The 22,382-nt window shown below is 64.2% G+C and carries 23 protein-coding genes; 16 read left to right on the top strand and 7 right to left on the bottom strand.

Annotation, left to right across the window (positions count from 1 at the left end; genetic code table 11):
- Nucleotides 1–3: 3 nt before the first annotated feature.
- On the bottom strand, nt 4–402 hold the full coding sequence (locus IGW04_RS15990; RefSeq protein ID WP_228527134.1) for a DciA family protein: 399 nt from the start codon (nt 400–402) through the stop codon (nt 4–6).
- Between the two features lie 143 nt (nt 403–545).
- On the opposite strand from IGW04_RS15990, the gene IGW04_RS15985 reads away from it, so the two are divergent.
- The 5 genes from IGW04_RS15985 (at nt 546) to IGW04_RS15965 (ending at nt 7,044) form a co-directional block, all read left to right on the top strand.
- Nucleotides 546–1,499: a M23 family metallopeptidase gene (locus IGW04_RS15985; protein ID WP_194714084.1), complete on the top strand. Its 954-nt coding sequence runs from the start codon at nt 546–548 to the stop codon at nt 1,497–1,499.
- Nucleotides 1,500–1,680: 181 nt separating this feature from the next.
- Nucleotides 1,681–4,443 carry a preprotein translocase subunit SecA gene (gene secA, locus IGW04_RS15980; protein WP_194714083.1) on the top strand — a complete coding sequence of 921 codons (2,763 nt, stop codon included), beginning with the start codon at nt 1,681–1,683 and terminating at the stop codon, nt 4,441–4,443.
- A gap of 43 nt (nt 4,444–4,486) precedes the next feature.
- The gene (argJ, locus tag IGW04_RS15975; RefSeq protein WP_194714082.1) at nt 4,487–5,713 is read left to right on the top strand and encodes a bifunctional glutamate N-acetyltransferase/amino-acid acetyltransferase ArgJ; all 1,227 of its coding nucleotides are present in this window, start codon (nt 4,487–4,489) and stop codon (nt 5,711–5,713) included.
- Nucleotides 5,714–5,767: 54 nt separating this feature from the next.
- A complete protein-coding gene (locus tag IGW04_RS15970; protein ID WP_194714081.1) occupies nt 5,768–6,637 on the top strand; it encodes an ATP-binding protein in 870 nt (289 codons plus the stop codon).
- The gene (locus tag IGW04_RS15965; RefSeq protein WP_194714080.1) at nt 6,637–7,044 is read left to right on the top strand and encodes an NUDIX domain-containing protein; all 408 of its coding nucleotides are present in this window, start codon (nt 6,637–6,639) and stop codon (nt 7,042–7,044) included. Before IGW04_RS15970 ends, IGW04_RS15965 begins: the two co-directional genes overlap by 1 nt.
- Before the next feature lie 497 nt (nt 7,045–7,541).
- On the opposite strand, the gene yacG is transcribed toward IGW04_RS15965, so the two are convergent.
- From yacG to IGW04_RS15945, 4 genes are all read right to left on the bottom strand, one after another.
- Nucleotides 7,542–7,730, bottom strand: a complete 189-nt coding sequence (gene yacG / locus IGW04_RS15960) for a DNA gyrase inhibitor YacG (RefSeq protein ID WP_194714079.1) — start codon at nt 7,728–7,730, stop codon at nt 7,542–7,544.
- 12 nt (nt 7,731–7,742) lie between these two features.
- Entirely contained in the window at nt 7,743–8,498 is a 756-nt protein-coding gene (gene zapD / locus IGW04_RS15955; protein WP_194714078.1) for a cell division protein ZapD, read from the bottom strand.
- 81 nt (nt 8,499–8,579) lie between these two features.
- Nucleotides 8,580–9,221 (bottom strand): dephospho-CoA kinase, encoded by a 642-nt coding sequence (gene coaE / locus IGW04_RS15950; RefSeq protein WP_194714151.1) that lies wholly within the window; start codon nt 9,219–9,221, stop codon nt 8,580–8,582.
- Between the two features lie 21 nt (nt 9,222–9,242).
- Nucleotides 9,243–10,136: a prepilin peptidase gene (locus IGW04_RS15945; RefSeq protein ID WP_194714077.1), complete on the bottom strand. Its 894-nt coding sequence runs from the start codon at nt 10,134–10,136 to the stop codon at nt 9,243–9,245.
- A gap of 236 nt (nt 10,137–10,372) precedes the next feature.
- Between IGW04_RS15945 and IGW04_RS15940 the strand changes: the two genes are divergently transcribed.
- Both IGW04_RS15940 and IGW04_RS15935 read left to right on the top strand, forming a co-directional pair.
- Nucleotides 10,373–11,326, top strand: a complete 954-nt coding sequence (locus IGW04_RS15940) for an aldo/keto reductase (protein WP_194714076.1) — start codon at nt 10,373–10,375, stop codon at nt 11,324–11,326.
- A gap of 79 nt (nt 11,327–11,405) precedes the next feature.
- Nucleotides 11,406–11,702, top strand: coding sequence for a hypothetical protein (locus IGW04_RS15935; RefSeq protein ID WP_194714075.1), 297 nt, complete (start codon nt 11,406–11,408; stop codon nt 11,700–11,702).
- Between the two features lie 62 nt (nt 11,703–11,764).
- Here IGW04_RS15935 and IGW04_RS15930 read toward each other — a convergent pair whose 3' ends face one another.
- On the bottom strand, nt 11,765–12,499 hold the full coding sequence (locus IGW04_RS15930) for a helix-turn-helix domain-containing protein (RefSeq protein WP_194714074.1): 735 nt from the start codon (nt 12,497–12,499) through the stop codon (nt 11,765–11,767).
- 130 nt (nt 12,500–12,629) lie between these two features.
- Between IGW04_RS15930 and IGW04_RS15925 the strand changes: the two genes are divergently transcribed.
- From IGW04_RS15925 to IGW04_RS15910, 4 genes are all read left to right on the top strand, one after another.
- The gene (locus IGW04_RS15925; protein ID WP_194714073.1) at nt 12,630–13,112 is read left to right on the top strand and encodes a YiaA/YiaB family inner membrane protein; all 483 of its coding nucleotides are present in this window, start codon (nt 12,630–12,632) and stop codon (nt 13,110–13,112) included.
- Between the two features lie 20 nt (nt 13,113–13,132).
- Entirely contained in the window at nt 13,133–13,579 is a 447-nt protein-coding gene (locus IGW04_RS15920; protein WP_194714072.1) for a hypothetical protein, read from the top strand.
- 204 nt (nt 13,580–13,783) lie between these two features.
- Entirely contained in the window at nt 13,784–14,572 is a 789-nt protein-coding gene (locus tag IGW04_RS15915; protein WP_194714150.1) for a DUF2145 domain-containing protein, read from the top strand.
- Between the two features lie 101 nt (nt 14,573–14,673).
- Complete coding sequence (locus IGW04_RS15910; RefSeq protein WP_194714071.1) at nt 14,674–16,743, top strand: TonB-dependent receptor; 2,070 nt, start codon at nt 14,674–14,676, stop codon at nt 16,741–16,743.
- Between the two features lie 94 nt (nt 16,744–16,837).
- Here the strand turns inward: IGW04_RS15910 and IGW04_RS15905 are convergent, their stop codons facing one another.
- Nucleotides 16,838–17,101 (bottom strand): hypothetical protein, encoded by a 264-nt coding sequence (locus IGW04_RS15905; protein WP_194714070.1) that lies wholly within the window; start codon nt 17,099–17,101, stop codon nt 16,838–16,840.
- 128 nt (nt 17,102–17,229) lie between these two features.
- On the opposite strand from IGW04_RS15905, the gene IGW04_RS15900 reads away from it, so the two are divergent.
- The 5 genes from IGW04_RS15900 to gntR are packed head-to-tail and all read left to right on the top strand — an operon-like array spanning nt 17,230 to nt 21,707.
- Nucleotides 17,230–17,748, top strand: coding sequence for a gluconokinase (locus IGW04_RS15900; RefSeq protein ID WP_194714149.1), 519 nt, complete (start codon nt 17,230–17,232; stop codon nt 17,746–17,748).
- Nucleotides 17,745–18,269 (top strand): TRAP transporter small permease, encoded by a 525-nt coding sequence (locus IGW04_RS15895; protein ID WP_194714069.1) that lies wholly within the window; start codon nt 17,745–17,747, stop codon nt 18,267–18,269. Before IGW04_RS15900 ends, IGW04_RS15895 begins: the two co-directional genes overlap by 4 nt.
- Nucleotides 18,266–19,543 carry a TRAP transporter large permease gene (locus IGW04_RS15890; protein ID WP_194714068.1) on the top strand — a complete coding sequence of 426 codons (1,278 nt, stop codon included), beginning with the start codon at nt 18,266–18,268 and terminating at the stop codon, nt 19,541–19,543. The genes IGW04_RS15895 and IGW04_RS15890 overlap by 4 nt, the downstream gene beginning before the upstream one ends.
- 54 nt (nt 19,544–19,597) lie before the next feature.
- Entirely contained in the window at nt 19,598–20,605 is a 1,008-nt protein-coding gene (locus IGW04_RS15885; protein ID WP_194714067.1) for a TRAP transporter substrate-binding protein, read from the top strand.
- A complete protein-coding gene (gene gntR / locus IGW04_RS15880; RefSeq protein ID WP_228527133.1) occupies nt 20,586–21,707 on the top strand; it encodes an HTH-type transcriptional regulator GntR in 1,122 nt (373 codons plus the stop codon). The genes IGW04_RS15885 and gntR overlap by 20 nt, the downstream gene beginning before the upstream one ends.
- Nucleotides 21,708–22,382: the final 675 nt, after the last annotated feature.

The following is a 22,382-nucleotide window of genomic DNA, read 5'->3' as shown; positions in this document are numbered from 1 at the left end:
ACCCTACTTGCGATGGCGGCCGACCATGGCCGCGATCGCTGCCCGCAGTGCTTCATTGCGCGGCGAATTTTCCAGGGTATCGCCGAGTTCCGCCAGGGCTGACACCGCCTGCTGCGGCAGGCGCAGCTGCTTGACCGGCACCGGCCTGGGCGGGTTGCTGGGCCGTACCTGCACCTTCAGGCGTATCGCGCCGATCTGCCATCCCTGCGCCGCCAGGCTTTCCTGCAGTTTCGGCAACCTGTTCTTCAGCTTCGCGGCGACCGAGGCATTCGGCACGCCCAGCACCATCTGCTCGGCGCTGCACTGGAGCACCTCGCAATAGCCGAACATGTCGGGCAGGATGGCCGCGCAGGCCTGCTGAAGCTGCGCCATGCGCCTGACGGCCGGCAACAGCAGCGCCATCTTTTCATTTGCGCCAAGGTAAGAAGCCGCATCGTGCGCTGCAGGTGTTTTGATGCCGCGCACCAGATTGCGCGGAAATCCTTGTGAACTAATCATCGGCTTAGCGTATCACATCGCACGGTTGAGTTTGATTGAGGAACAAGATGCAGATCATTCTGTTGCATCCAAGAATGACGCAGGCAAAGTCGCTGACGCTCAAGCCGCGTCATGTTGCGCTGTTTGCCGTGGCCTTTGCCATTTGCGTGCTGGCAGTGGCCGGCATGCTGTATTACTTCACCGTTGCAAGCGGATTGGCCGACAAGCTGCCGTTCGCGCGTACGGCGCATGGTAACGGCGCCACGCCGCGGGCGCAGGCGCCGGACCCGCAAGTAAAGAAAAGCCTGGCGCAGATGGCCACCCGGGTGGGTGAGCTGCAGGCGCAGCTGGTGCGCCTGGATGCGCTGGGCGAGCGGGTGCAGGGCCTGGCCGGGGTGCGGCCCGAGGAATTCAATTTCCGTGAAAAGCCCGGCCGCGGCGGCGCCGAGCCGTCCAGCCATCCATCCAGGGAACTGGGCGTGCAGGAATTCCAGCAGATGCTGGACAGCCTTGCGCAGGATGTCGAGCATCGTGCCGACTACCTTAATGTGGTGGAAAGCGCCCTGATGCGGGAACGGGTCCAGGCCAAGCTGTTGCCGACCAGCCAGCCGGTGGCGGTCGGCTACAACGCGTCCAGCTTTGGCTGGCGCTTTGATCCGTTCAATGGCCGCAGCACCTTTCATGAAGGCATCGACTTCGCCGCGCCGACCGGCACGCCGATCGCGGCCGCGGCGGGCGGCGTGGTGGTGACCTCGGAATACCATCACCAGTTCGGCAACATGCTGGAGGTCGATCATGGCAATGGCATCGTCACCCGTTATGCCCATGCGTCGCGGCTGCTGGTCAGGGTGGGCGACATCGTGCGTCGCGGCCAGCATGTGGCCGATGTCGGTTCCACCGGTCGCTCCACCGGCGCGCACCTGCATTTCGAGGTGCTGGTGATGGGGGTGCAGCAGGACCCGTCGAAATTCCTGGCGGCCGGCGCCGACCAGGCATTCAGGACGGCGCAGAAGGGCAAGTGACCGGGGTTGGGCCGGGAAACGGGTAAAGTTTGACCAGACATTGTTTCCGGCAGGGTAGGCCCAATCTGTCCGGGGCTGCATGCTAAAATCCCCCGATTTGGCAACAATCCCTATTCTGCTCGACGCGATCATGGTGGTTTGCGCGAGGTTTTTTCCACGCCGCCCTTATTAGACTCCAAGCATGTCATTACTGACCCAGATTTTCGGCAGCCGCAACCAGCGACTGCTCAAGCAGTACCAGAAGACCGTACGCGAGATCAATGCGCTCGAGGCTGTCGTCGAGAAACTCTCCGACGCCGAACTGCAAGCCAAGACCCCTGCCTTCAAGGATCGCATCGCCAAGGGCGAGTCACTCGACGCTCTGCTGCCGGAAGCCTTCGCGGTCTGTCGTGAAGCCAGCAAGCGGGTGCTGAAGATGCGCCATTTCGACGTGCAGCTGATTGGCGGCATGGTTCTGCACAACGGCAAGATCGCCGAGATGGGCACCGGCGAGGGCAAGACGCTGATGGCAACATTGCCGGCCTACCTGAATGCGCTGGCCGGCAAGGGCGTGCATATCGTCACCGTCAACGATTACCTGGCACAGCGGGACGCCGAATGGATGGGCAAGCTCTACGGCTGGCTGGGCCTGTCCACCGGCATCAACCTGTCGCAGATGGAGCACAGCGCCAAGCAGGCCGCCTATGCCGCCGACATCACCTACGGCACCAACAATGAGTTCGGCTTCGACTACCTGCGCGACAACATGGTCTACGACGCCGCCGACCGGGTGCAGCGCGCGCTGCATTACGGCATCGTCGACGAAGTGGACTCGATCCTGATCGACGAGGCGCGCACGCCGCTGATCATCTCCGGCCAGGCCGAGGACCATACCGACCTGTACGTGAAGATGAACGCGCTGCCGCCGCTCTTGACGCTGCAGATCGGCGAGGAAAAGCCGGACGGCAAGTCCACCGTGGAAGTGCCGGGCGACTACACCAAGGACGAGAAGGCGCACCAGGTATTGCTGACCGAGGCCGGGCACGAAAAGGCCGAGCAGATCCTGACCAGCATGGGCCTGCTGCCCGAAGGCGCATCGCTCTACGACGCCGCCAACATCACCCTGATCCACCACCTGTATGCGGCGCTGCGCGCCCACGTGCTGTATCACAAGGACCAGCACTACGTGGTGCAGAACGGCGAAGTGGTGATCGTCGATGAATTCACCGGCCGCATGATGACCGGCCGCCGCTGGTCCGACGGCCTGCATCAGGCGGTCGAAGCCAAGGAAGGCGCGCGCATCCAGAACGAGAACCAGACGCTGGCCTCGATCACCTTCCAGAACTACTTCCGCATGTACGGCAAGCTGGCCGGCATGACCGGCACGGCCGACACCGAAGCCTATGAGTTCCAGGAGATCTATGGCCTGGAAACGGTGGTGGTGCCGCAGAACCGGCCGAACCAGCGCAAGGACCGCCAGGACCAGGTCTACAAGAGCGCCGAGGAAAAATACAATGCAATGCTGAAGGACATTCAGGATTGCTACGAGCGTGGCCAGCCGGTGCTGGTGGGCACCACCTCGATCGAGAATTCCGAGCTGCTGTCGTCCATCCTGACCAAGGCCAAGCTCGAGCACAACGTGCTCAATGCCAAGCAGCATGCGCGCGAAGCGGAAATCGTCGCGCAGGCCGGCCGCCCGCGCATGATCACCATCGCCACCAACATGGCCGGCCGCGGCACCGACATCGTCCTGGGCGGCAATGTCGAGAAACAGGTGCAGCTGATCGAAGCCGATCCGTCGCTGTCGGATGCGGAGAAGGCCGAGCGGTCGCAGAAGCTGCGCGATGAATGGCAATCGCTGCATGATCACGTAGTCAAGGCCGGCGGCCTGCACATCATCGGCACCGAGCGCCATGAGTCGCGCCGGGTCGACAACCAGCTGCGCGGCCGCGCGGCGCGTCAGGGCGACCCCGGTTCCTCGCGGTTCTACCTGTCGCTGGACGACCCCTTGCTGCGCATCTTCGCCGGCGACCGGGTGCGCGCCATCATGGAACGGCTGAAGATGCCGGAAGGCGAGCCGATCGAGGCCGGCATCGTGTCGCGCTCGATCGAGTCGGCGCAGCGCAAGGTCGAGGCCCGCAACTTCGACATCAGGAAGCAGCTGCTGGAATACGACGACGTCGCCAACGACCAGCGCAAGGTGATCTACCAGCAGCGCAACGAGCTGCTGGAAGCGCATGACGTGTCCGAGATGATCGGCTCGCTGCGCCAGGGCGTGTTCACCGACCTGTTCCGCGCCCGCGTGCCGGAAGAGTCGCTGGAAGAGCAGTGGGACCTGGCCGGCCTGGAACAGGAACTGGCCAATGAATGGCAGCTGCCGGTGCCGCTGACGGCCATGATGGCGGCCGAGCCCAACCTGACCGATGAAGACCTGCTGGAGCGCCTGCTGAAGGCGGCCGACGATGCCTACAACGCCAAGGTTACGGTGGTAGGCAAGGAAGCCTTCGCCGGCTTCGAGCGCAGCGTGATGCTGCAGAGCGTCGACAGCCACTGGCGCGAGCACCTGGCGGCACTGGACCATCTGCGCCAGGGCATCCATCTGCGCGGTTATGCGCAGAAGAACCCGAAGCAGGAATACAAGCGCGAAGCCTTCGAGCTGTTCGGCCAGATGCTGGACCTGATCCGCAATGAAGTGGTGCGCATCGTGATGACGGTGCGCATCGAGTCGCGCGAGGAAATCGACGCGGCCGAGGAGCAGCTGGCGCATCAGCCGGTGGGCAATGTGCATTACCAGCATGCCGACTTCAACCCGGCGCTGGCGCCGGAAGAACTGATGTCGCCCGACAGTTCGGCCGAGGGCGGCGCGATGCCGGACGTGACCGAGGTGCCCAAGGTCGGGCGCAACGATCCATGCCCGTGCGGCAGCGGCAAGAAATACAAGCAGTGCCACGGACGCCTGTCCTGATCGCTGGTCATTACCGTTATCTGAAAGAAAAGAGCAAGCAGCCATGGCCGTCAATCTTCCCCTTCCCGTCGCCGCCAACCTGAAGCCGGTGCCCGGCATCGAACTCGGCCATGCCGAAGCCGGCGTGCGCAAGGCCAACCGCAAGGACGTGCTGGTGATGCGGCTGGCGCCCGGCGCCACCGTGGCCGGCGTGTTCACCACCAACCGCTTCTGCGCGGCGCCAGTGCAGGTATGCCAGTCGCACCTGGCGGCCGGCAAGGGCATACGGGCGCTGGTAGTCAATACCGGCAATGCCAATGCCGGCACCGGTGAAACCGGCCTGGCGCATGCGAACCAGACCTGCGAGGCGCTGGCAAACCTGCTGGGCTGCGACGCGCAGCAGGTGCTGCCGTTTTCCACCGGCGTGATCCTGGAGCCGCTGCCGGTGGACCGCATCAAGGCCGGCCTGCCGCAGGCGATTTCAAACCTGAACGCCGACAACTGGTACAACGCCGCCGAAACCATCATGACCACCGACACCCAGCCCAAGGCGGCGTCGCGCACCGTGGAGATCGCCGGCAAGACCATTACGCTGACCGGCATCAGCAAGGGCGCCGGCATGATCAAGCCGAACATGGCGACCATGCTGGGCTACGTCGCCACCGACGCCAGGGTGGCGCAGCCGGTATTGAATGAACTGGTCAAGACCGCCGCCAACCAGTCCTTCAACTGCATCACCATCGACGGCGACACTTCCACCAACGACTCCTTCATGCTGATCGCCACCGGCGCCTCGGGCGTGGACGTGGGCGCGCCGGGTTCGGCCGACTATGCGCTGTTCGAGCAAGCCGTGGTGGCGCTGTCGCAGGAGCTGGCGCAGATGATCATCCGCGACGGCGAGGGCGCGACCAAGTTCATTACCGTGACAGTGGAAGAGGGCGCAAGCGTCGAGGAATGCCGCAGGATCGCCTATTCGATCGCGCATTCGCCGCTGGTCAAGACCGCCTTCTTCGCTTCCGACCCCAACCTTGGCCGCATCCTGGCCGCCATTGGCTATGCCGGCGTCGACGACCTCGATGTCAGCAAGCTCAACCTGTACCTGGACGATGTCTGGGTCGCCAAGAATGGCGGCCGCAATCCGGATTACCAGGAAGCCGATGGACAGCGGGTGATGAAGCAGAGCGAGATCACGGTGCGGGTTAAACTCGCGCGCGGCGCCGCCCAGGCCACGGTCTGGACCTGCGACCTGTCGCATGACTATGTCAGCATCAACGCCGACTACCGTTCCTGATCCTTCAACCGATTCCGACCTCACGGCGGCGCCTGCGGGCGCCGCAATGCCATCATGACCCAACTCGATACCTTCCTGTCCCGTGCCGAAGCGCTGATCGCGCGCATTGAAACCCTGTTGCCGCAGGCCGCGAATGCCGCGCCCGACTGGGATGCCGGCCATGCCTTCCGCTGGCGCAAGAGCAATGGCCACGGCAGGCTGCAGCCGGTGCGCCACATCGCGCCGATCGCACTGGACGACCTGCAGCACATCGGCCCGCAAAAGGAGCAGATCGCGCAGAACACGCTGCAGTTCGTGTCCGGCCGGCCGGCCAATAACGTGCTGCTGACCGGCGCCCGCGGCACCGGCAAGTCCTCGCTGATCAAGGCCTGCCTGAATGAATATGCGGCGCAGGGCCTGCGCCTGATCGAGGTCGACAAGGATGACCTGGTGGACCTGCCCGACATCGTCGAACTGGTGGCCGCCCGCCCCGAGCGCTTCGTCATTTTTTGCGACGACCTGTCGTTCGAGGAAGGCGAAAGCGGCTACAAGGCGCTGAAGACGGCGCTGGACGGCAGCATCGCCGCGCAGTCGGACAACGTGCTGATCTATGCCACGTCCAACCGCCGCCACCTGATGCCCGAGCGCATGTCCGACAATGCTACCTATACCCATGACGAGGACGGCGACCTGCATCCTGGCGAAACCGTGGAAGAAAAGATCTCGCTGTCCGAGCGCTTCGGCCTGTGGGTGACCTTCTACGCTTTCAAGCAGGGCGACTATCTCGATATCGTCGGCCACTGGCTGCGTCATTTCGGCTGCAATGACCAGCAGGTGGAAGCCGCCCGCGGCGATGCGCTGCGCTGGGCGCTGCAGCGCGGCTCGCGTTCCGGCCGCGTCGCCTGGCAATTTGCCCGCGACTACGCCGGTCGCGGCACGGCCTGATGACTGCGCCGATCAATGTCGCGGTCGGCATCCTGATGCGCGACAACGGCGACGTGCTGCTGGGCCAGCGGCCGGAAGGCAAGCCGTATGCAGGCTACTGGGAATTCCCGGGCGGGAAGGTCGAAGAGTATGAGTCCATCGCCGACGCGCTGCGCCGCGAGTTCGTCGAGGAACTGGGCATCACGGTGGTATCGGCCGAGCCGTGGTGCTGCGTCGAGCATGTCTATCCGCATGCCCATGTGCGGCTGCATTTCTACATCAGCCGGGAATGGCAGGGCGAGCCGCAAAGCCTGGAGGGGCAGGCTTTTTCCTGGCAGGGCAGCGTCGACGTCGAGCCGCTGCTGCCGGCGACGATTCCCTTGATCGAATGGCTGGACCGGGTGCGCTATCCGGGACAGGCTGCCTGAAGTCGTTCGTTCCAGAGGGCGTTCAGCCTGACCCTTTTGCAGCCGGAAGGCAATCGCTTGCATGGCGAGGACGCTAATAAAAACCCACCCTGAATTCGTAGGGTGGAATACCCCGAAGGGGCATTCCGCCATGCATGGACCAGCGAAGGTCCTTGAGATGATCTTTACGGTATGCGCTGGGGTGCAATGCCCTTCGGGTATTGCACCCTACTCACCCCTAGGCGAATCTTCCAAAGGCAATCTTGCTTGGCCGGCTGATGCCAGTCAGGTTAGAAATGCGCTAATTCTTTTGGCGAAGCAATTGCAACTGTCGCTGCGCGTACGGCAACGTCAAAAGCAACTGCGCCATCGCATAACTCGCTGCCCGCGACCTGCCTTGCGTGCCGCTACCTCGGCGGAATGCCCCTTCAGGGTATTCCGCCCTACGGAATCGGGACGGCTTGGTGGTATTCCTGTGTCGGACTTGATGCGCTTCGGCCTGCCGAGGCAATCTGGCCTTAGCGCTTTGCAGCGTCGTCGTCCTCCGGATCGACCGGCGGTTCAGCTGACGGGATCACGTATTTCTCCTCGGCCCAGGCGCCCAGGTCGATCTGCTTGCAGCGATCGGAACAGAAGGGACGGTACTTGCTGGCCTCGGTCCATTCCACTTTCTTGCCGCAGGTCGGGCAATTGACAGTTGCTACCATTGCACTTCCATCTTAAAAATTGCAGAGCGCCAGGTCGAACGGCACATCATGGTCATAGGGCCTGGGTTTCATGTCGCCGTCCTGGGTGGTGAAGCGTACCCAGAGCATGTATTTGTTGGCCGAGATCTCGGGAATCGCGCCCAGCCGCTCGTCCAGCGTCAACCGCAGCATCTGATATACCTTGCCCTGCAGCATCTGCTGGAAACTGCCGGCCTGGGCGATGATCTTGGTGGGGCGGCCGGTCTCGCGCAGAAGGCGCAGCACGAAGGTCAGCGCGGAAAACAGCGGCGCCATCGGCGCGAACCAGGTGGAAATGTCTTCCATGCGCTGCTGCGCCGGCCGGTGTTGCCAGGCGTAATAGGAAGGCAGGTCGAATTCGCAGGCGCCGCCCGGAATGATGGTGCGGCCACGTATGCTCATCAGCCATTCATTGTCGCGGATGTTTTGCCCGGTCTTGCCGCCCGAGGCCATCAGCGCAGCGCTGACGCTGTCGACTTCATCCAGTACCGCGTCCAGCGCCTCGGCTTGCACATTCGGGTTGGCCTTGAAGCTGAGCAATGTTTGTTTCTGCCGCTCCAGTTCCTGCAGGAGATCGGATTTCAGGTCAGCGCGGCCTGCCACTTCCAGCATTTCGAAGATCGTGGACAGCGCCACGTGATGTTGCAGCGGATGCGCCTGCCGAACGAAGAAAAGGAATTTCTCGTAGAGGTCTTCCAGCCGCAACAACGTGCGAATACGCTCGTTGAAAGGGTATTCGTAGACGATCAAAGTGACATCCCTTTACAGTGGGTTCCGCTTCATGCCGGAAGATTTGAAGAACCAGCATGATATTACAAACTTGGCAAATTCTTATTGCATTCGCCCGGCGTCCGGCAGCGGTTCTCCACGCGCGATGCGGCTGTAGAGCGCATGCAGGCGCTCGACCTGCGGCGTCAGCGCGGCGATGTCGGCGTCGTTGACGATCACATCGTCGGCCGCCGCCAGCCTTTGCTCGCGTGTTGCTTGCGCCGCCATGATGGCGCGCACCTGGGCCTCCGGCAGACTGTTGCGGGCCATGACCCGCGCCAGTTGCAGGCTTTCAGGGCAGTCCACCACCAGCACCCGCGATACCCGCTCCTTCCATTTGCCGGATTCGACCAGCAAAGGCACCACAAAGATCCGGTAAATTCCGGTTGCCTGGCTGGCGGCGCGTTCGGTCTCGGTGCGGATCAGGGGATGCAGGATGGCTTCCAGCCGTTTCTTGGCGAGCGGATCGGAAAAGACTTCGGCCCGCATGCGGGCCCGGTCCATTGCGCCGTTCCCGGCGATGAATTCGGCGCCGAACTGTTCAAGAATGGCTGGCATCGCCCGGCCGCCGGGTGCGGTCAACTGGTGCGCGATCTGGTCAGTGTCGATCAGGGAAGCGCCGAGCGCGGCGAACATGTCGGCTACCAGGCTCTTGCCGCTGCCTATGCCGCCCGTCAGGCCGATTGAAAACGGGGAATCGATGATGAAGCTCCTTGTCGCTGGCCTCTACAGCGGAAAGCCGAGATAGCTCTGGACCAGCATTTTGCCCCAGATCAGCGCGATCAGCCCAGCGGCGGCGAGGTAGGGACCGAACGGAATCGGGTTGTCGCGGCCGCGCTTGGTAAAGGCGATCAGGCAGATGCCGACCACCGCGCCGACGATGGACGAGAGCAGGATAATCAGCGGCAGCATGGTCCAGCCCATCCATGCGCCCAGCGCCGCCAGCAGCTTGAAGTCGCCATAGCCCATGCCTTCCTTGCCGGTGACCAGCTTGAACAGCCAGTACACCGACCACAGCGAAAGATAGCCGGCGGCGGCGCCGATCACGGCCTCGTGCAGCGGCACGAAGGCGCCGTTCAGGTTGACCAGGAGGCCCAGCCACAAGAGCGGCAGGGTCAGGTCGTCCGGCAGCAGCTTGGTGTCGGCATCGATGAAGGTCATGGCGATCAGCAGCCACAGGAAGACCAGCGAGGCCATGCCGGCTGCGCCGCTGCCGAAATGCCAGACCATGAAGGCCGACAGCACGCCGGTCAGCGCTTCCACCAGCGGATAGCGGATGGAGATCGGCGCCTTGCACTGGCTGCACTTGCCGCCGAGCACCAGGTAGCTCAGCACCGGGATGTTTTCCAGCGCGGTGATCCGGTGGCCGCAATGCGGGCAGGCGGAGCGGGGCAGCACCAGGTCGTAGCGCTCCATGTGCGGCAGCGGCCGGCCGCTTTCCTGGGCGACATAGTTGTCCGACTCGCGCTGCATCATCTTCGGCATGCGGTGTATCACCACGTTGAGGAAGCTGCCGATCAGGAGGCCGAGGATGCCGGCCACGATGGCGGGAAGCAGGTTGCCGGGACCCGCAAATAACAATGTGCCGTTGAGTGCGCCTAGGGTTGCCGCGTCGTTCATGAGGTGTCCGGAAGAGAAGGTCGGTGGTTGCAGGGCGGGGCAAGCCGGAAAGCTGCCCAAAATCAACAGATTGTACTTGGAGTGACGGCGCGATTTTGCATTCCTGCAGGCCGGCGTGGCGCGAACTATACATTGCGCGGCGCCCGGCACGGTTTGCAGCGGTCCGACATAATGCCTGTCTGCCAAGAGCGTACCGACCCGCAGGCATGCCACCCTTACGAGAGGAAGACAACATCATGGAAAAACGCAAGCTCGGCCGTTCCGGCCTGGAAATCGCACCGCTGGTATTCGGCGGCAATGTGTTCGGCTGGACCGCCGACGAGGCCACGTCATTTGATATGCTGGACCGCTTCACCGGCGCCGGCCTGGACGCGATCGATACCGCCGACGCCTATTCACGCTGGGTGCCAGGCCATGTCGGCGGCGAATCCGAAACCATCATCGGCAAGTGGCTGGCGGCGGATGCGTCGCGCCGCGGCAAGGTCACGCTGATCACCAAGGTCGGCGTCGACCTCGGGCCGGACAAGAAGGGCCTGTCGGCACGCCGCATCGTGGCCGCGGTGGAAGACTCGCTGCGGCGGCTGCAGACCGACTACATCGATCTCTACCTGAGCCACTATCCCGATACCGCCACGCCGATCGAGGAAACCCTGGGCGCCTATGACACGCTGCTGAAGCAGGGCAAGGTCCGCGCCATAGGCTGCTCCAATTACGACAATGCCCAGTTGCGCGCCGCGCTCGATGCGGCCGACGCCGGCAAGCTGCCGCGCTATACAGTGCTGCAGCCCGAGTACAACCTGCTCGACCGCGCCGGCTTCGAATCCTCGCTGCGCGACCTGTGCATCGCCGAAGACCTGGGCGTGATCACCTATTACAGCCTGGCCTCGGGTTTCCTGTCCGGCAAATACCGCTCGGCCGACGACCTGGGCAAAAGCGCGCGCGGCGGCCGGGTCGAGAAATACCTCAACCCGCGCGGCATGCGGGTGCTGGCGGCACTGGATACGGTCGCGGCCGAAACCGGCGCCAAGCCGGCCGAAGTCGCGCTGGCCTGGCTGATCGCCCAGCGCGGCGTGACCGCGCCGATCGCCAGCGCGACCAGCGTGGAGCAGGTCGACAGCCTGGTGCGCTCGGTCAGCCTTGCGCTGTCGGCGCAACAGCTGGCGCTGCTGGATCAGGCCAGCCAGGCTTGATTGCACGCATGGAAGCTTACGGTCGGCATGAACTTCGCGGCGGCAAGTCATGTCCTAATGGCATTTTTGGGAGAAGAAAATGCACAAGATCATCGCCATACTCGCCGCCGCAATGCTATCCACCGCTGTCCATGCGCAGGACACCAAGGCCGAGGTGAAGGCGCAGGGCGACGTCGAGCGCGCTGCCATCAAGGCCAATGAAAAGGCCAACCGTGCGCTGAACAAGGAAGCCGAGGCCAACGTGAAGGCCGATGCCGATGCCGACCGCAAGAAGCTCAAGGCCAACCGCAAGGCACAGAAGGAAGTCAGCGAGGCCGCAGCCGATCTGTCCAAGGCGCAGACCAAGGCGCAGGCCCGCGTGGTCGATCAGAAGTAACGACCGTCCTTGAACGAGGCAGCCGCGGCTGGCATGCGCCAGACCGCGGTTTTTTTGTGCCTTCACAGGCGGCGCAGCGCCTCGAATCCCTCGAAGTCCCACGACCGCATTGCCAGCAGCAGCGTATAGCCTTCCCGGTGCTGCGCCGGCAGCTTCTGGTCGGCCTGGTGCGCCTGCGCAAAGTCCTGTGCCACCCGCTGCATGCGCTCGATGAAGGAGGGCGCCAGGCTCTTGCTGATGGAGCCGTGCACCAGCATCAGCGATTCGTCCTCCCGGTCGAAGCCGCCCGAGAAATAGTCGAGCAAGGCATGCTGGCGGAAGAACTGCATCACGGGGCCATGCGGCCGCCAGCGGAAGGTCTTGGCCAGCTTCAGCCGGTAGCGGTTCAGCGGACGCAGCTCGATGATGCCGAGGCGATCCAGCCGCACCAGCCGGGCGATGGTTTCGGCTTCGGTCATCCGGTAATAGGCGGTGATCTGCTCCAGCGTCCATTGGCTGAGCACGCAGATGGCCGTCAACAGCAGCTTCTTGTCGGCCACCACGGCCTTTTCCTGCGCCAGCGTCAGTTCGGCCAGCAGCGGCCTTGCATCCGCCACGCTGCGCGCCAGGTCGGCGAAGTCGATCTTCAATGCGGCGCAGATCGCATCCAGCCGCGACAGCGGCATTTCCCCCCTGGCCAGCATGCGCTTGACGCTGGACTCGGCCATGCCCAGCTTGCCGGCCAGGGTGGCGTAGGTCATGCCGGCCGCTTTCAGTTCCTGCTTCAGCGCATCGATCAGCGTAGCGGTGGTGGTCATGGCGAGGCTCCCGGAAAGTATCGAAACATGATACTCGCTAGCTAATAAATATAGACTAGGATCGTATTTCGAGACTTCAGGATCGGGTTGGCCAATACTGCGCCTACCCCAACCACTGAAGGAGAAGACGATGAAAACCATCATGATCCGCGATTCCGGCGCATGGCAGATGCAGGTCTGGATCTCGTTTGCGATCGCGGTATTCCTGTGCGGCGTCGGCCTGGCCTATTTGCCCGGCGCCGACCTCGACCGGGTATTCATGATCATGGGTTACCTGTTCTGCCTGTCCAATGTGTTCGTGCTGTCGAAGATGGTGCGCGACAACCAGAAGGCGCGGCAGGGCGGCCGCGCCGACACGCCGATGTTCCGCTACGTGGTCTGGTCCGGCTTCCTGCTGGCGATGGCGCTGACCGCATGGGGCCTGCTGCGCATGGACATCAACGGCACCTACAAGGCCTTCCTCGGCGTGGCCTGGCTGTACCTGGTGACCAGTGCATTCACCCTGGCCAAGATGCTGCGCGACCGCCATGAAGCCGATCTGCTCGAGCGCGGCGGCGAAGAAAGCGCGGCGGCGAAGAAAGCGCGGCCTGAACCAAACCCGCTATCGACCTGATATTGACCCAAGGAGACATCATGAAACGCACCCTGTTGAACTGGTTTGCCGCAGCGATGCTGGCCATGGCGGCCGCCAGCCCGGCCCATGCGCATGGCGAGGGCTCCGCGCTCAGCGCGCTGTCGGCCCTGCCGATGGCATCGGTGTTCGGCGGCAGCGCCGTGGCCGGCTCGGTGGCCGCGATTCCGCTGGCCCTGTCGGTCAGCGGCGCGGTGCTGGTGGTGACCGCGGTGGAAGCCAGCGCCCGCGGCATGGTGCTGGTGCTGGAACGGGCTTCGGACGGCGCCCGCGCCAGTGTCGAGATCGTCGGACGTGGCATCGCCGGTGCGTCGCTCGCGGTGGGCAGCGTGGTCGGCTGCAGCGTGATCGGCTCGGGCGTTGTGCTGTCGGCGGCGGGCCAGGCGATCGCCTTCATTCCGAATGCGATCGGCCGCGCGCTGCTGCATGACGAACAGCTGTCCTACTAGGAGGCCGCAATGAAAGCGAGACTATCCCTGGGAGCCTGCGCGGCAGAAGAGTCGGCGGCTGCAATGCGCGAGAAAACGGTCCAGTTCAGTATCACCGCCGGCGCCCAGGGGACCACCCTGGGCTTGTCGGTGCTACCAAACTGTCCTCGTTTTTCGCACGTTTCGCTACGCCGCCTTCTGCCGCGCAGGCTCCTGGCCCGCCTGATGCTGCTTGTCTGCTGCGTCTTCAGCGCCACTGCCCATGCCGGCCGCAACTGCGAGGAAAAGCCGCCGACCGTGCAGGCAGTCATGCGCGGCATGGAGCTGGCCGAGCGTACCCGCGATGCGCTCGATGCCAGCGGCCAGGACCTGGTGCTGCTGGCCCGCGTCGGCCAGGACCTGCGCAAGTATGGCGTGCATTATTCCCACCTGGGCTTTGCCTATCGCGAGCCGGACGGCAACGGCGGCCATGTCTGGCGCGTGCTGCACAAGCTCAATGAATGCGGCAGCGACCATGCCGCCATCTATCGGCAGGGCCTGGGCCAGTTCTTCCTCTCCGACCCCTTCCGCTACGAAGCCGCGTTTGCCGCACCCAGCCAGGCATGGCAGCAGAAGCTGCTGCCGTTCATGCGCGACAGGCAGCTTGCGCTGCAGATGCATCACCGGCCCTACAGCATGGTTGCCTATGCCTGGGCCACCCGCTACCAGCAGTCCAACCAGTATGTGATCGAGACCATGGCCGCGGCCATGCTGCCGTCCGGCGCCAGCCGCATGAAGGCGCAGGCCTGGCTGATGGCGCAGGACTATGAGCCGGCCACGCTCAGGCTGGATGCGCTGACGCGGCTGGGCGGGCGCATCTCCTCTGCCAATATCGCCTTCGACGACCATCCCAACGGGAAGCGCTATGCCGACCGCATCGAGACCGTGACCGCCGACTCGGTGTTCCGCTGGTTCGAACGCAGCGGGCTGGGTGGCAGGGCGCAGGTGGTGGCGCTGCCGGGCCCGGGACGGTAAAGCATCAACAGTACTTGCCGATGCGACACATCGAGGTGGGATTCCCGCATAGAATGGCTGCGCTTTGCCGTCTCTCACCTCAACCCGGACCCGGCCAATCCATGAACATGCTTTACGCAGCGCCCGTATTGCTTCTTTCGTCCGTCACGCTGGCCACAGCAGCCGAGCCCAGCGAAAAAACGCTGGCGCCGGTGGTGGTGGAATCGAGCCTCGTCAACCCGATCGGCGCGGCCGATTCGGCCACCGAGGGCACCGTGACCGGGAAGCAGCTGGAGAACCGGCCGCTGCAGCGCACCGGCGCCCTGCTGGAAGCCGTGCCGGGCGTGATCGTCACCCAGCATTCCGGCGACGGCAAGGCCAACCAGTATTTCGCGCGCGGCTTCAACCTTGACCATGGCACCGACTTCCGCACCACGGTGATGGGCATGCCGGTCAACATGCCCAGCCATGCCCATGGCCAGGGCTATTCGGACCTGAACTTCATCATCCCTGAACTGGTCGGCACCATCCAGTACAAGAAGGGGCCGTACTATGCAGAGGAGGGCGACTTCTCCGCCGCCGGCGCCGCCTCGTTCGACTACTTGAGATCACTCGACCGCGGCCTGCTGAGCCTGGAGGCCGGACAGCATCGGTACCGGCGCGCGCTGCTGGCCAATTCATCGGCGATGGGGCCGGGCACGCTGCTGTATGCGATCGAAGGCGCCGGCCAGAACGGTCCGTGGGACAAGCCCGAGCAGTACAAGCGCTTCAACGGCGTCCTGTCGTATAGCCTGAAAAACGGCGCGGACGAAACCCGCGTCACCGCAATGGCGATGCAGTCCTCCTGGAATGCCACCGACCAGGTGCCGCAGCGCGCGCTGGCTGCCGGCCTGGTCGGCCGCTATGGCGCGATCGACCCCACCGACGGCGGCAGCACCGCCCGCTACAGCCTCTCGGCCGACTGGCTGGGCCGCTATGCCGACGGCAGCGCCCGCATCAATGCCTACCTGATCCGCTCAAGTCTGGACCTGTACAGCAACTTCACCTATGCGCTGGACGACCCGATCAATGGCGACCAGTTCAACCAGTCCGAGCGCCGCACCGTGGGCGGCCTGAATGCGCAGCGCAGCTGGCAGCATGCGACGGCCGGGCTGGACACGGAAACCACGCTGGGCATGCAACTGCGCGCCGACCGGCTCTCGCCGGTTGCGCTGTATGCGACCGCGGCGCAGCGGCGGCTGTCGACCATCCGGCGCGACGAGGTAACGCAGCGCTCGGCCGGCATCTTCGCTTCCAACACCACGCGCTGGCTGCCGTGGTTCCGCACCGTCGCCGGCGTGCGTGCAGACCATTACGGCTTCGATGTGACGAGCAATCTGCCGGCTAACTCCGGCAGGGCCGACGCCACCATCGTCAGCCCGAAGCTTGCCGCCATCTTCAGCCCCGCCGCCAACAGCGAGCTGTACCTGAACTGGGGCCGTGGCTTCCACAGCAACGATGCGCGCGGCGTCACCGGCACGGTGGACCCGCGCACCGGCACCGACCGCAACGCCGATGGCGAGCCGGTAATCCGCGCCACGCCCCTGGTGCGCGCCACCGGCTATGAAACCGGCCTGCGCTACAGCGGGCTGCTGCCCGGCCTGCAGACCACGCTGTCGGTCTGGCGCCTGGCGCTGGATTCGGAACTGGTCTTCGTCGGCGACGCCGGCACCACCGAAGCCAGCCGGCCGAGCCGGCGCAGCGGCATCGAACTGGCCAATTACTATGTGCCGGCGCCGGGCTGGGTCGTCGACCTCGACCTGGCATGGTCGCGCGCGCATTTCAGCGACGCCGACCCGGCCGGCTCGGCCATTCCCGGCGCGGTCAGGCGCACCGCCGCGTTTGGCGTTACCGGCGAACAGGGACGCTGGTCGGGCGGCGTGCGGCTGCGTTACTTCGGCGGCCGGCCGCTGGTGGAAGACAACACGGTACGCTCGCCATCGTCCACGCTGGTCAACGCCAGGCTGGCCTATGCGCTCACGCCGGATGTCAAGGTCAGCCTGCAGATCCTGAACCTGCTGGACCGCCGCGTCAGCGACATCGACTATTACTACACCTCGCGCCTGGCCGCCGAGCCGGCGGCGGTCGCCGATATCCATACCCATCCCGCCGAGCCCCGCACCCTGCGGGTCGGGCTGGCGATGAAATTCTGATGCACGAGCGGCCCGACGGGACCGGTAGCATGTTGAGGCGCTCCTCTTTCCCATTGGTTTGATAACGCTCTCAAAACGTATCAGCGTCCGGTAGTCATGCTTTTGGATGCCTGCCAAAAACTACCGAGGTGGTCATGCCCGATAAACCACCTGTGCCCAGCCTGGCAGTCGCATGCAAAAAGTCACGCAGGCAGCAGGGGGGGGAACACGCAAGCGCTCGGATTTTCAATTCGACATTGTCGGTAGAGGCGATTTTTACACAGCCCTCATGAAGAAAACGTGTCGCTGCAAATGACCCATCGCTGTCTGCAAGCATGCCTACGATGCCTTGCTGCATCTGTTTGGTGCGCCGCACCAAATAAAGTCCTTTACTAATCGACCGGAAGTATTATTATTCCGCCTTGTTAGCGTTATCATCGCAGCGAGCAAGAATTGAAAAATCAAGAGACAACGGCGCCCACCGGCGCCAGCGGCCGCTACGTCGTCATGGGCGTCAGCGGTTGCGGCAAGAGCGAGATCGGGCAGCGGCTGGCGCAGCGCCTAGGCACTGCCTACGTCGAGGGCGACGCCTTCCACCCGGCCGACAATGTAGCCAAGATGAGCGCCGGCACGCCGCTCGACGACAGCGACCGCGCCGGCTGGCTCGCGGTGCTGCGCGACAAGATCGCCGAAGCACGCAGCCAGGGCGTCGGCCTGGTGCTGTCCTGCTCCTCCCTGAAGCGCCATTACCGCGACCTGCTGCGCAGCGGCGACCCCGACCTGACCTTCATCCACCTGCATGGCGAACGCGCGCTGATATCCGCGCGCATGCAGGCGCGGCCCGGCCACTTCATGCCGCCGGCCCTGCTCGACAGCCAGTTGCGCGACCTCGAGCCGCTGCAGGCCGACGAGCGCGGTTTCCAGGTCGACATCCGCCTGGCGCCGGAAGAACTGATTTCACAGATCGCGCGGCAATGCGGCGCCTCTGCGCAGGCAAATCCAGAAAATCAAAAGGAGACGAAATGAAAACCCTGGCGCCACGGCTTGAACGCCTCGTGGAATGGCTGATGGCGCTTGCGCTTGCCATCATGGTGGTACTCGTATTCGGCAACGTGGTCCTGCGCTATGCGTTCGGCTCGGGCCTGGCATGGGCGGAAGAAGTCGCGCGCCTGATGTTCGTCTGGCTGATCTTCCTGGGCGCGATCCTGGCATTGCGCCACCATGCCCACATCGGCGTGGAAATGCTGCAGCAGCGGCTGTCGCCCAAGGCGCGGCGCGCCTGCGCGGTGGTGAGCCACCTGTTCATGCTGTACGCGCTGTGGCTGTTCCTGTACGGCAGCTGGAACCAGACCGTGATCGGCCTGGACACCTATTCCACCGTGCTGCGCTTTCCGAATGCCTTCATGGCCTCGGCCGGCCTGCTGTGCGCGGCATCGATGACGCTGATCGTGGCGGTCAACCTTGTGCGCATCCTTACCGGCAGCGACAAGGCAGTGGTGCCCGGCGACATTCCCGCTGATCAGGCAGGCGTGGGGGTGATCGAATGACGCTCGCGATCTTCCTCGGCGCCCTGATCTTCTTCATGATCCTGGGCATGCCGATCGCCTTCGCGCTGGTGCTGACCGGCGTGGCGCTGATGTTCCATCTCGATTTCTTCGATGCGCAGATCGTCGCGCAGAACCTGCTGGCCGGCGCCGACAACTTCCCGCTGATGGCGGTGCCGTTCTTCATCCTGGCCGGCGAACTGATGAATGCCGGCGGCATCTCCAAGCGCATCATCAACCTGGCCGTCAGCATGGTGGGCCACCTGCGCGGCGGCCTGGGCTATGTCGCCATCGCCGCCTCGGTGCTGCTGGCCAGCCTGTCGGGCTCGGCGATCGCCGACACCGCTGCGCTGGCCACCCTGCTGATCCCGATGATGCGCGACCACGGCTATCCGGTGCCGCAGAGCGCCGGCCTGATCTCGTCCGGCGGCATCATCGCGCCCATCATTCCGCCGTCGATGCCCTTCATCATCTACGGCGTGACCACCAATACCTCGATCAGCAGCCTGTTCCTGGCTGGCGTGGTGCCGGGCCTGCTGATGGGCATCGTGCTGATCGCGGTCTGGGTCAGGCTGGTGCCGAAGATGAATGTGAAGGCGCAGCCCAAGGCCAGCTGGGCCGAGCGTCGCCATGCGCTGATCGATGGCGTCTGGGCGCTGATGCTGCCGGTGCTGATCCTGGGCGGCCTGCGCGGCGGCCTGTTCACGCCGACCGAGGCGGCGGTGGTGGCGGCAGTGTATTCGCTGGTGGTTTCCGTCTTCGTCTACCGCGAAGTCAAGGCCAGGGACGTGGTGCGCCTGCTGGTGGAAGCGGCCAACACCACTGCCATCGTGATGTTCCTTTGCGCCGCCGCCGTGGTGTCATCCTACATGGTGACGCTGGCCGACCTGCCGGCGCTGGCCATCGAGATGCTGCAGCCGCTGATGGGCAATCCCTATGTGCTGATGATCGCCATCATGCTGCTGCTGCTGGCAGTGGGCATCGTGATGGACCTCACGCCCACCATCCTGGTGATGGGCCCGGTGCTGCTGCCGGTGGCGGTCAAGGCCGGCATCGACCCGATCTACTTCGGCGTCATGTTCATCCTGGTCGGCACCATCGGCCTGATCACGCCGCCGATCTGCACCGTGCTCAACGTGGTGTGCGGCGTGGCAAAGATTTCGATGGAGAGCGCAACCCGCGGGGTATGGCCATTCCTGATGGCCTATACCGCGCTGCTGGCGCTGTTCATCGCCTTCCCCGGCATCATCACCGCTCCCATGGTGTGGTTCCGCTAATTGTTCTTCGTATCCGCAAGTACTGCTTGATCAACTTAAAAAACCGGAGGAGTCATGAAGTTTCTCGTTAAATCCATCGTCCTGGCACTGGCCATGACAGGCGCCGCCAGCGCCGCCCAGGCGGCCGACTACAAGCCGCGCATCATCCGTTTCGGCTATGGCCTGGCGGAAGACAGCAACCAGGGCCGCGCGGTGAAGTTCTTCGCCGACGACCTGGCCAAGCGCACCGGCAACAAGCTCAAGGCGCGCCCTTTTGGCAATGCCAGCCTCGGCAGCGACACCCAGATGCAGAACGCGCTGATCGGCGGCGCGCAGGAAATGATGGTCGGCTCGACCGCCACCCTGGTCGGCATCGTCAAGGACTTCGGCGTCTATGACCTGCCGTTCCTGTTCAACAACGAGAAAGAAGCCGACGCGGTGCTGGACGGCCCGTTCGGCCAGAAGCTGGCAGCCAAGCTGCAGGAAAAAGGACTGGTCGGCCTGGTGTATTGGGAAAACGGTTTCCGCAACCTGACCAACACCAAGCGCCCGGTCGCGAAGATGGAAGACATGCAGGGCATCAAGCTGCGCGTGATGCAGAACCCGGTCTACATCGACATGTTCAACAGCTTCGGCGCCAACGCCGTGCCGCTGCCGTTCTCGGAGCTGTTCACCGCGCTGGAGACCAAGACCGTCGACGGCCAGGAGAACCCGGTCAACACCATCCAGTCGAGCAAGTTCTACGAAGTGCAGAAGTACCTGTCCATCACCAAGCACGTCTACAGCCCATGGATTGTCCTGGCCAGCAAGAAGTGGTGGGATGGCCTGTCGGCCGACGAGCACAAGGCGATCAATGAAGCGGCGGCGGCATCGCGCGACTTCGAGCGCAAGGACAGCCGCGAAGCCTCGGTCAAGGCCATCGACTTCCTGAAGGAAAAGGGCATGCAGGTCAGCGTGGTCAGCGACACCGAACTGGCGCGCATGCGCGAGAAGGCCAAGCCGGCGTTCGACAAGTTCGCAGCCGAAGGCGGCGCCGACGTGATCAAGGAACTGCAGGCTGAAATTGCCAAGGTCCGCAAGTAAGCCGGCGGCGCTGGTTTCCGGCGCGCCGCCAGCAGAGGTCGACGCCGCGCCGGAGAGCGCCGGCCGGCCGCTTGCGGCGGCAAAGCGGGCGTCACGCAGCCGCTCAAGCGGCCGCGTGACGCTGGCCGACGTGGCCCGGCATGCCGGCGTGGCGCTGATGACCGCGTCGCGCGCCATCTCCAACCCTGGCCTGGTGTCGGAAGCGCTGCGGCTGCGGGTCAACGAGGCGGTGGCCGCGCTGGGCTATGTGCCGAACCGGGCTGCGCGCAGCCTGGCTTCGTCGCGTTCGAACGTGATCTCGGTGCTGGTGCCGTCGCTGTCGAACGCCGTCTTTACCGACACCCTGGCCGGCATCCAGGATGCGCTGGATGCCGACGGCTTCCAGATGTTGATCGGCAATACCCGTTATTCCAATGCGGAGGAAGCCAAGTTCCTGCGCATTCACCTGCAGTCCAATCCCGACGGCGTGCTGCTGACCGGCGTGGCCCAGAGCGCCGAGGTGCGCCAGATGCTGGAAGCCTCCGGCGTGCCGGTGGTATCCATGATGGACATTCCCGATGATCCGAGCCGGCTCGCGGTGGGTTTCTCGCAGCATCAGGCCGGCTACGCAATGACCAGCCACCTGGTGAAGAAGGGCAGGCGCCGCATCGGCTTCATCGGCGCCCAGCTCGACGACCGTACCCTGAAGCGCGCCGAAGGCTATCGCGCCGCGCTGCGGCAGGCAGGCCTGTACGACCCGAAGCGGGAACTGCTGGTGCCCGATCCATCGACGGTGGCGCTCGGCGCCGAGCTGCTGGGCCGCATGCTGGCGATGGCGCCCGACTGCGACGCAGTGTTTTGCTGCAACGACGACCTGGCCTATGGCGCGATCTATCAGTGCCAGCGGCGCGGCATCGCGGTACCGGAGGAACTGGCCATCTGCGGCTTCAACGATCTGCCGCTATCGGCCTGGATGAATCCATCGGTCACCACCATCGCAACGCCGCGTTATCGGATCGGGTTCGAGGCGGCGCGCATGTTGCGCAGCGTGATCGAGGGGGAGGAGCCGGCTGCCCGGCAGATCGATCTGGGGTTTACGCTGATGGCGCGGGAGAGCGCGTAGGGTGGTCGTTACCGTTGCGGTGGCCGGTGCAGCTGCGGTTGCAGTTGCCGTTGCGGTTGCAGTTGCAGTTGCAGTTGCAGTTGCTTTTGACGTGGCCGTTGCCGTTAGGGTCCCCGTCTGTGTACCGCCGTGTCGGCGATGGCCGGAGCGGGAAAAGGTGCGGCGTCTGTCTGAGCGCAGCGCAGCGTAGCGAGTTTAGCCGCGCCCCGCTCCGGGCATCGACGGCACGGGAACCCCGCGCAGCGGGGCGGCACAGTCGGGGTCGCCTTTTTTTGGTTACTTTTTTTGGCGAAGCAAAAGAAGTAGGTCGCCCGCCGGGGCGAACACCCGGCCTGGTCATGATGCGAGGACATGCGCATTGGGTCACCAGGGGTAAGACGTCACTGCGAAGCAGCAGTTGCTTTTGACGTTAAGCCATGTTCAACGAACACGTCAACGACAACACCGACAGTGCTGCCCGTGCGTTGCCGGGTGACGCAATGCGGTTGCACTGCCGTGGAGGCAAGCCGGGAGTCCGTCCCGGCGGCCGGGTCACTTTTTTTGCTTCGCCCTCTATGTCAGGCTAGTTGTCGCATCCACTGATATCCAACAACCTGGAGGGCGATAGCGAGTGAGCAATGAAGAAACGACATCCGGAGCCAGTCCGGGAATGGGCCATACAGCAAATCATGTTGC

Origin of the sequence: Noviherbaspirillum soli (assembly GCF_015352955.1) — a bacterium.
Taxonomy (GTDB): domain Bacteria; phylum Pseudomonadota; class Gammaproteobacteria; order Burkholderiales; family Burkholderiaceae_D; genus Noviherbaspirillum_A; species Noviherbaspirillum_A soli.
Note: the sequence above shows the minus strand (reverse complement) of the source record. Positions and strands in the feature narration are given on the sequence as shown.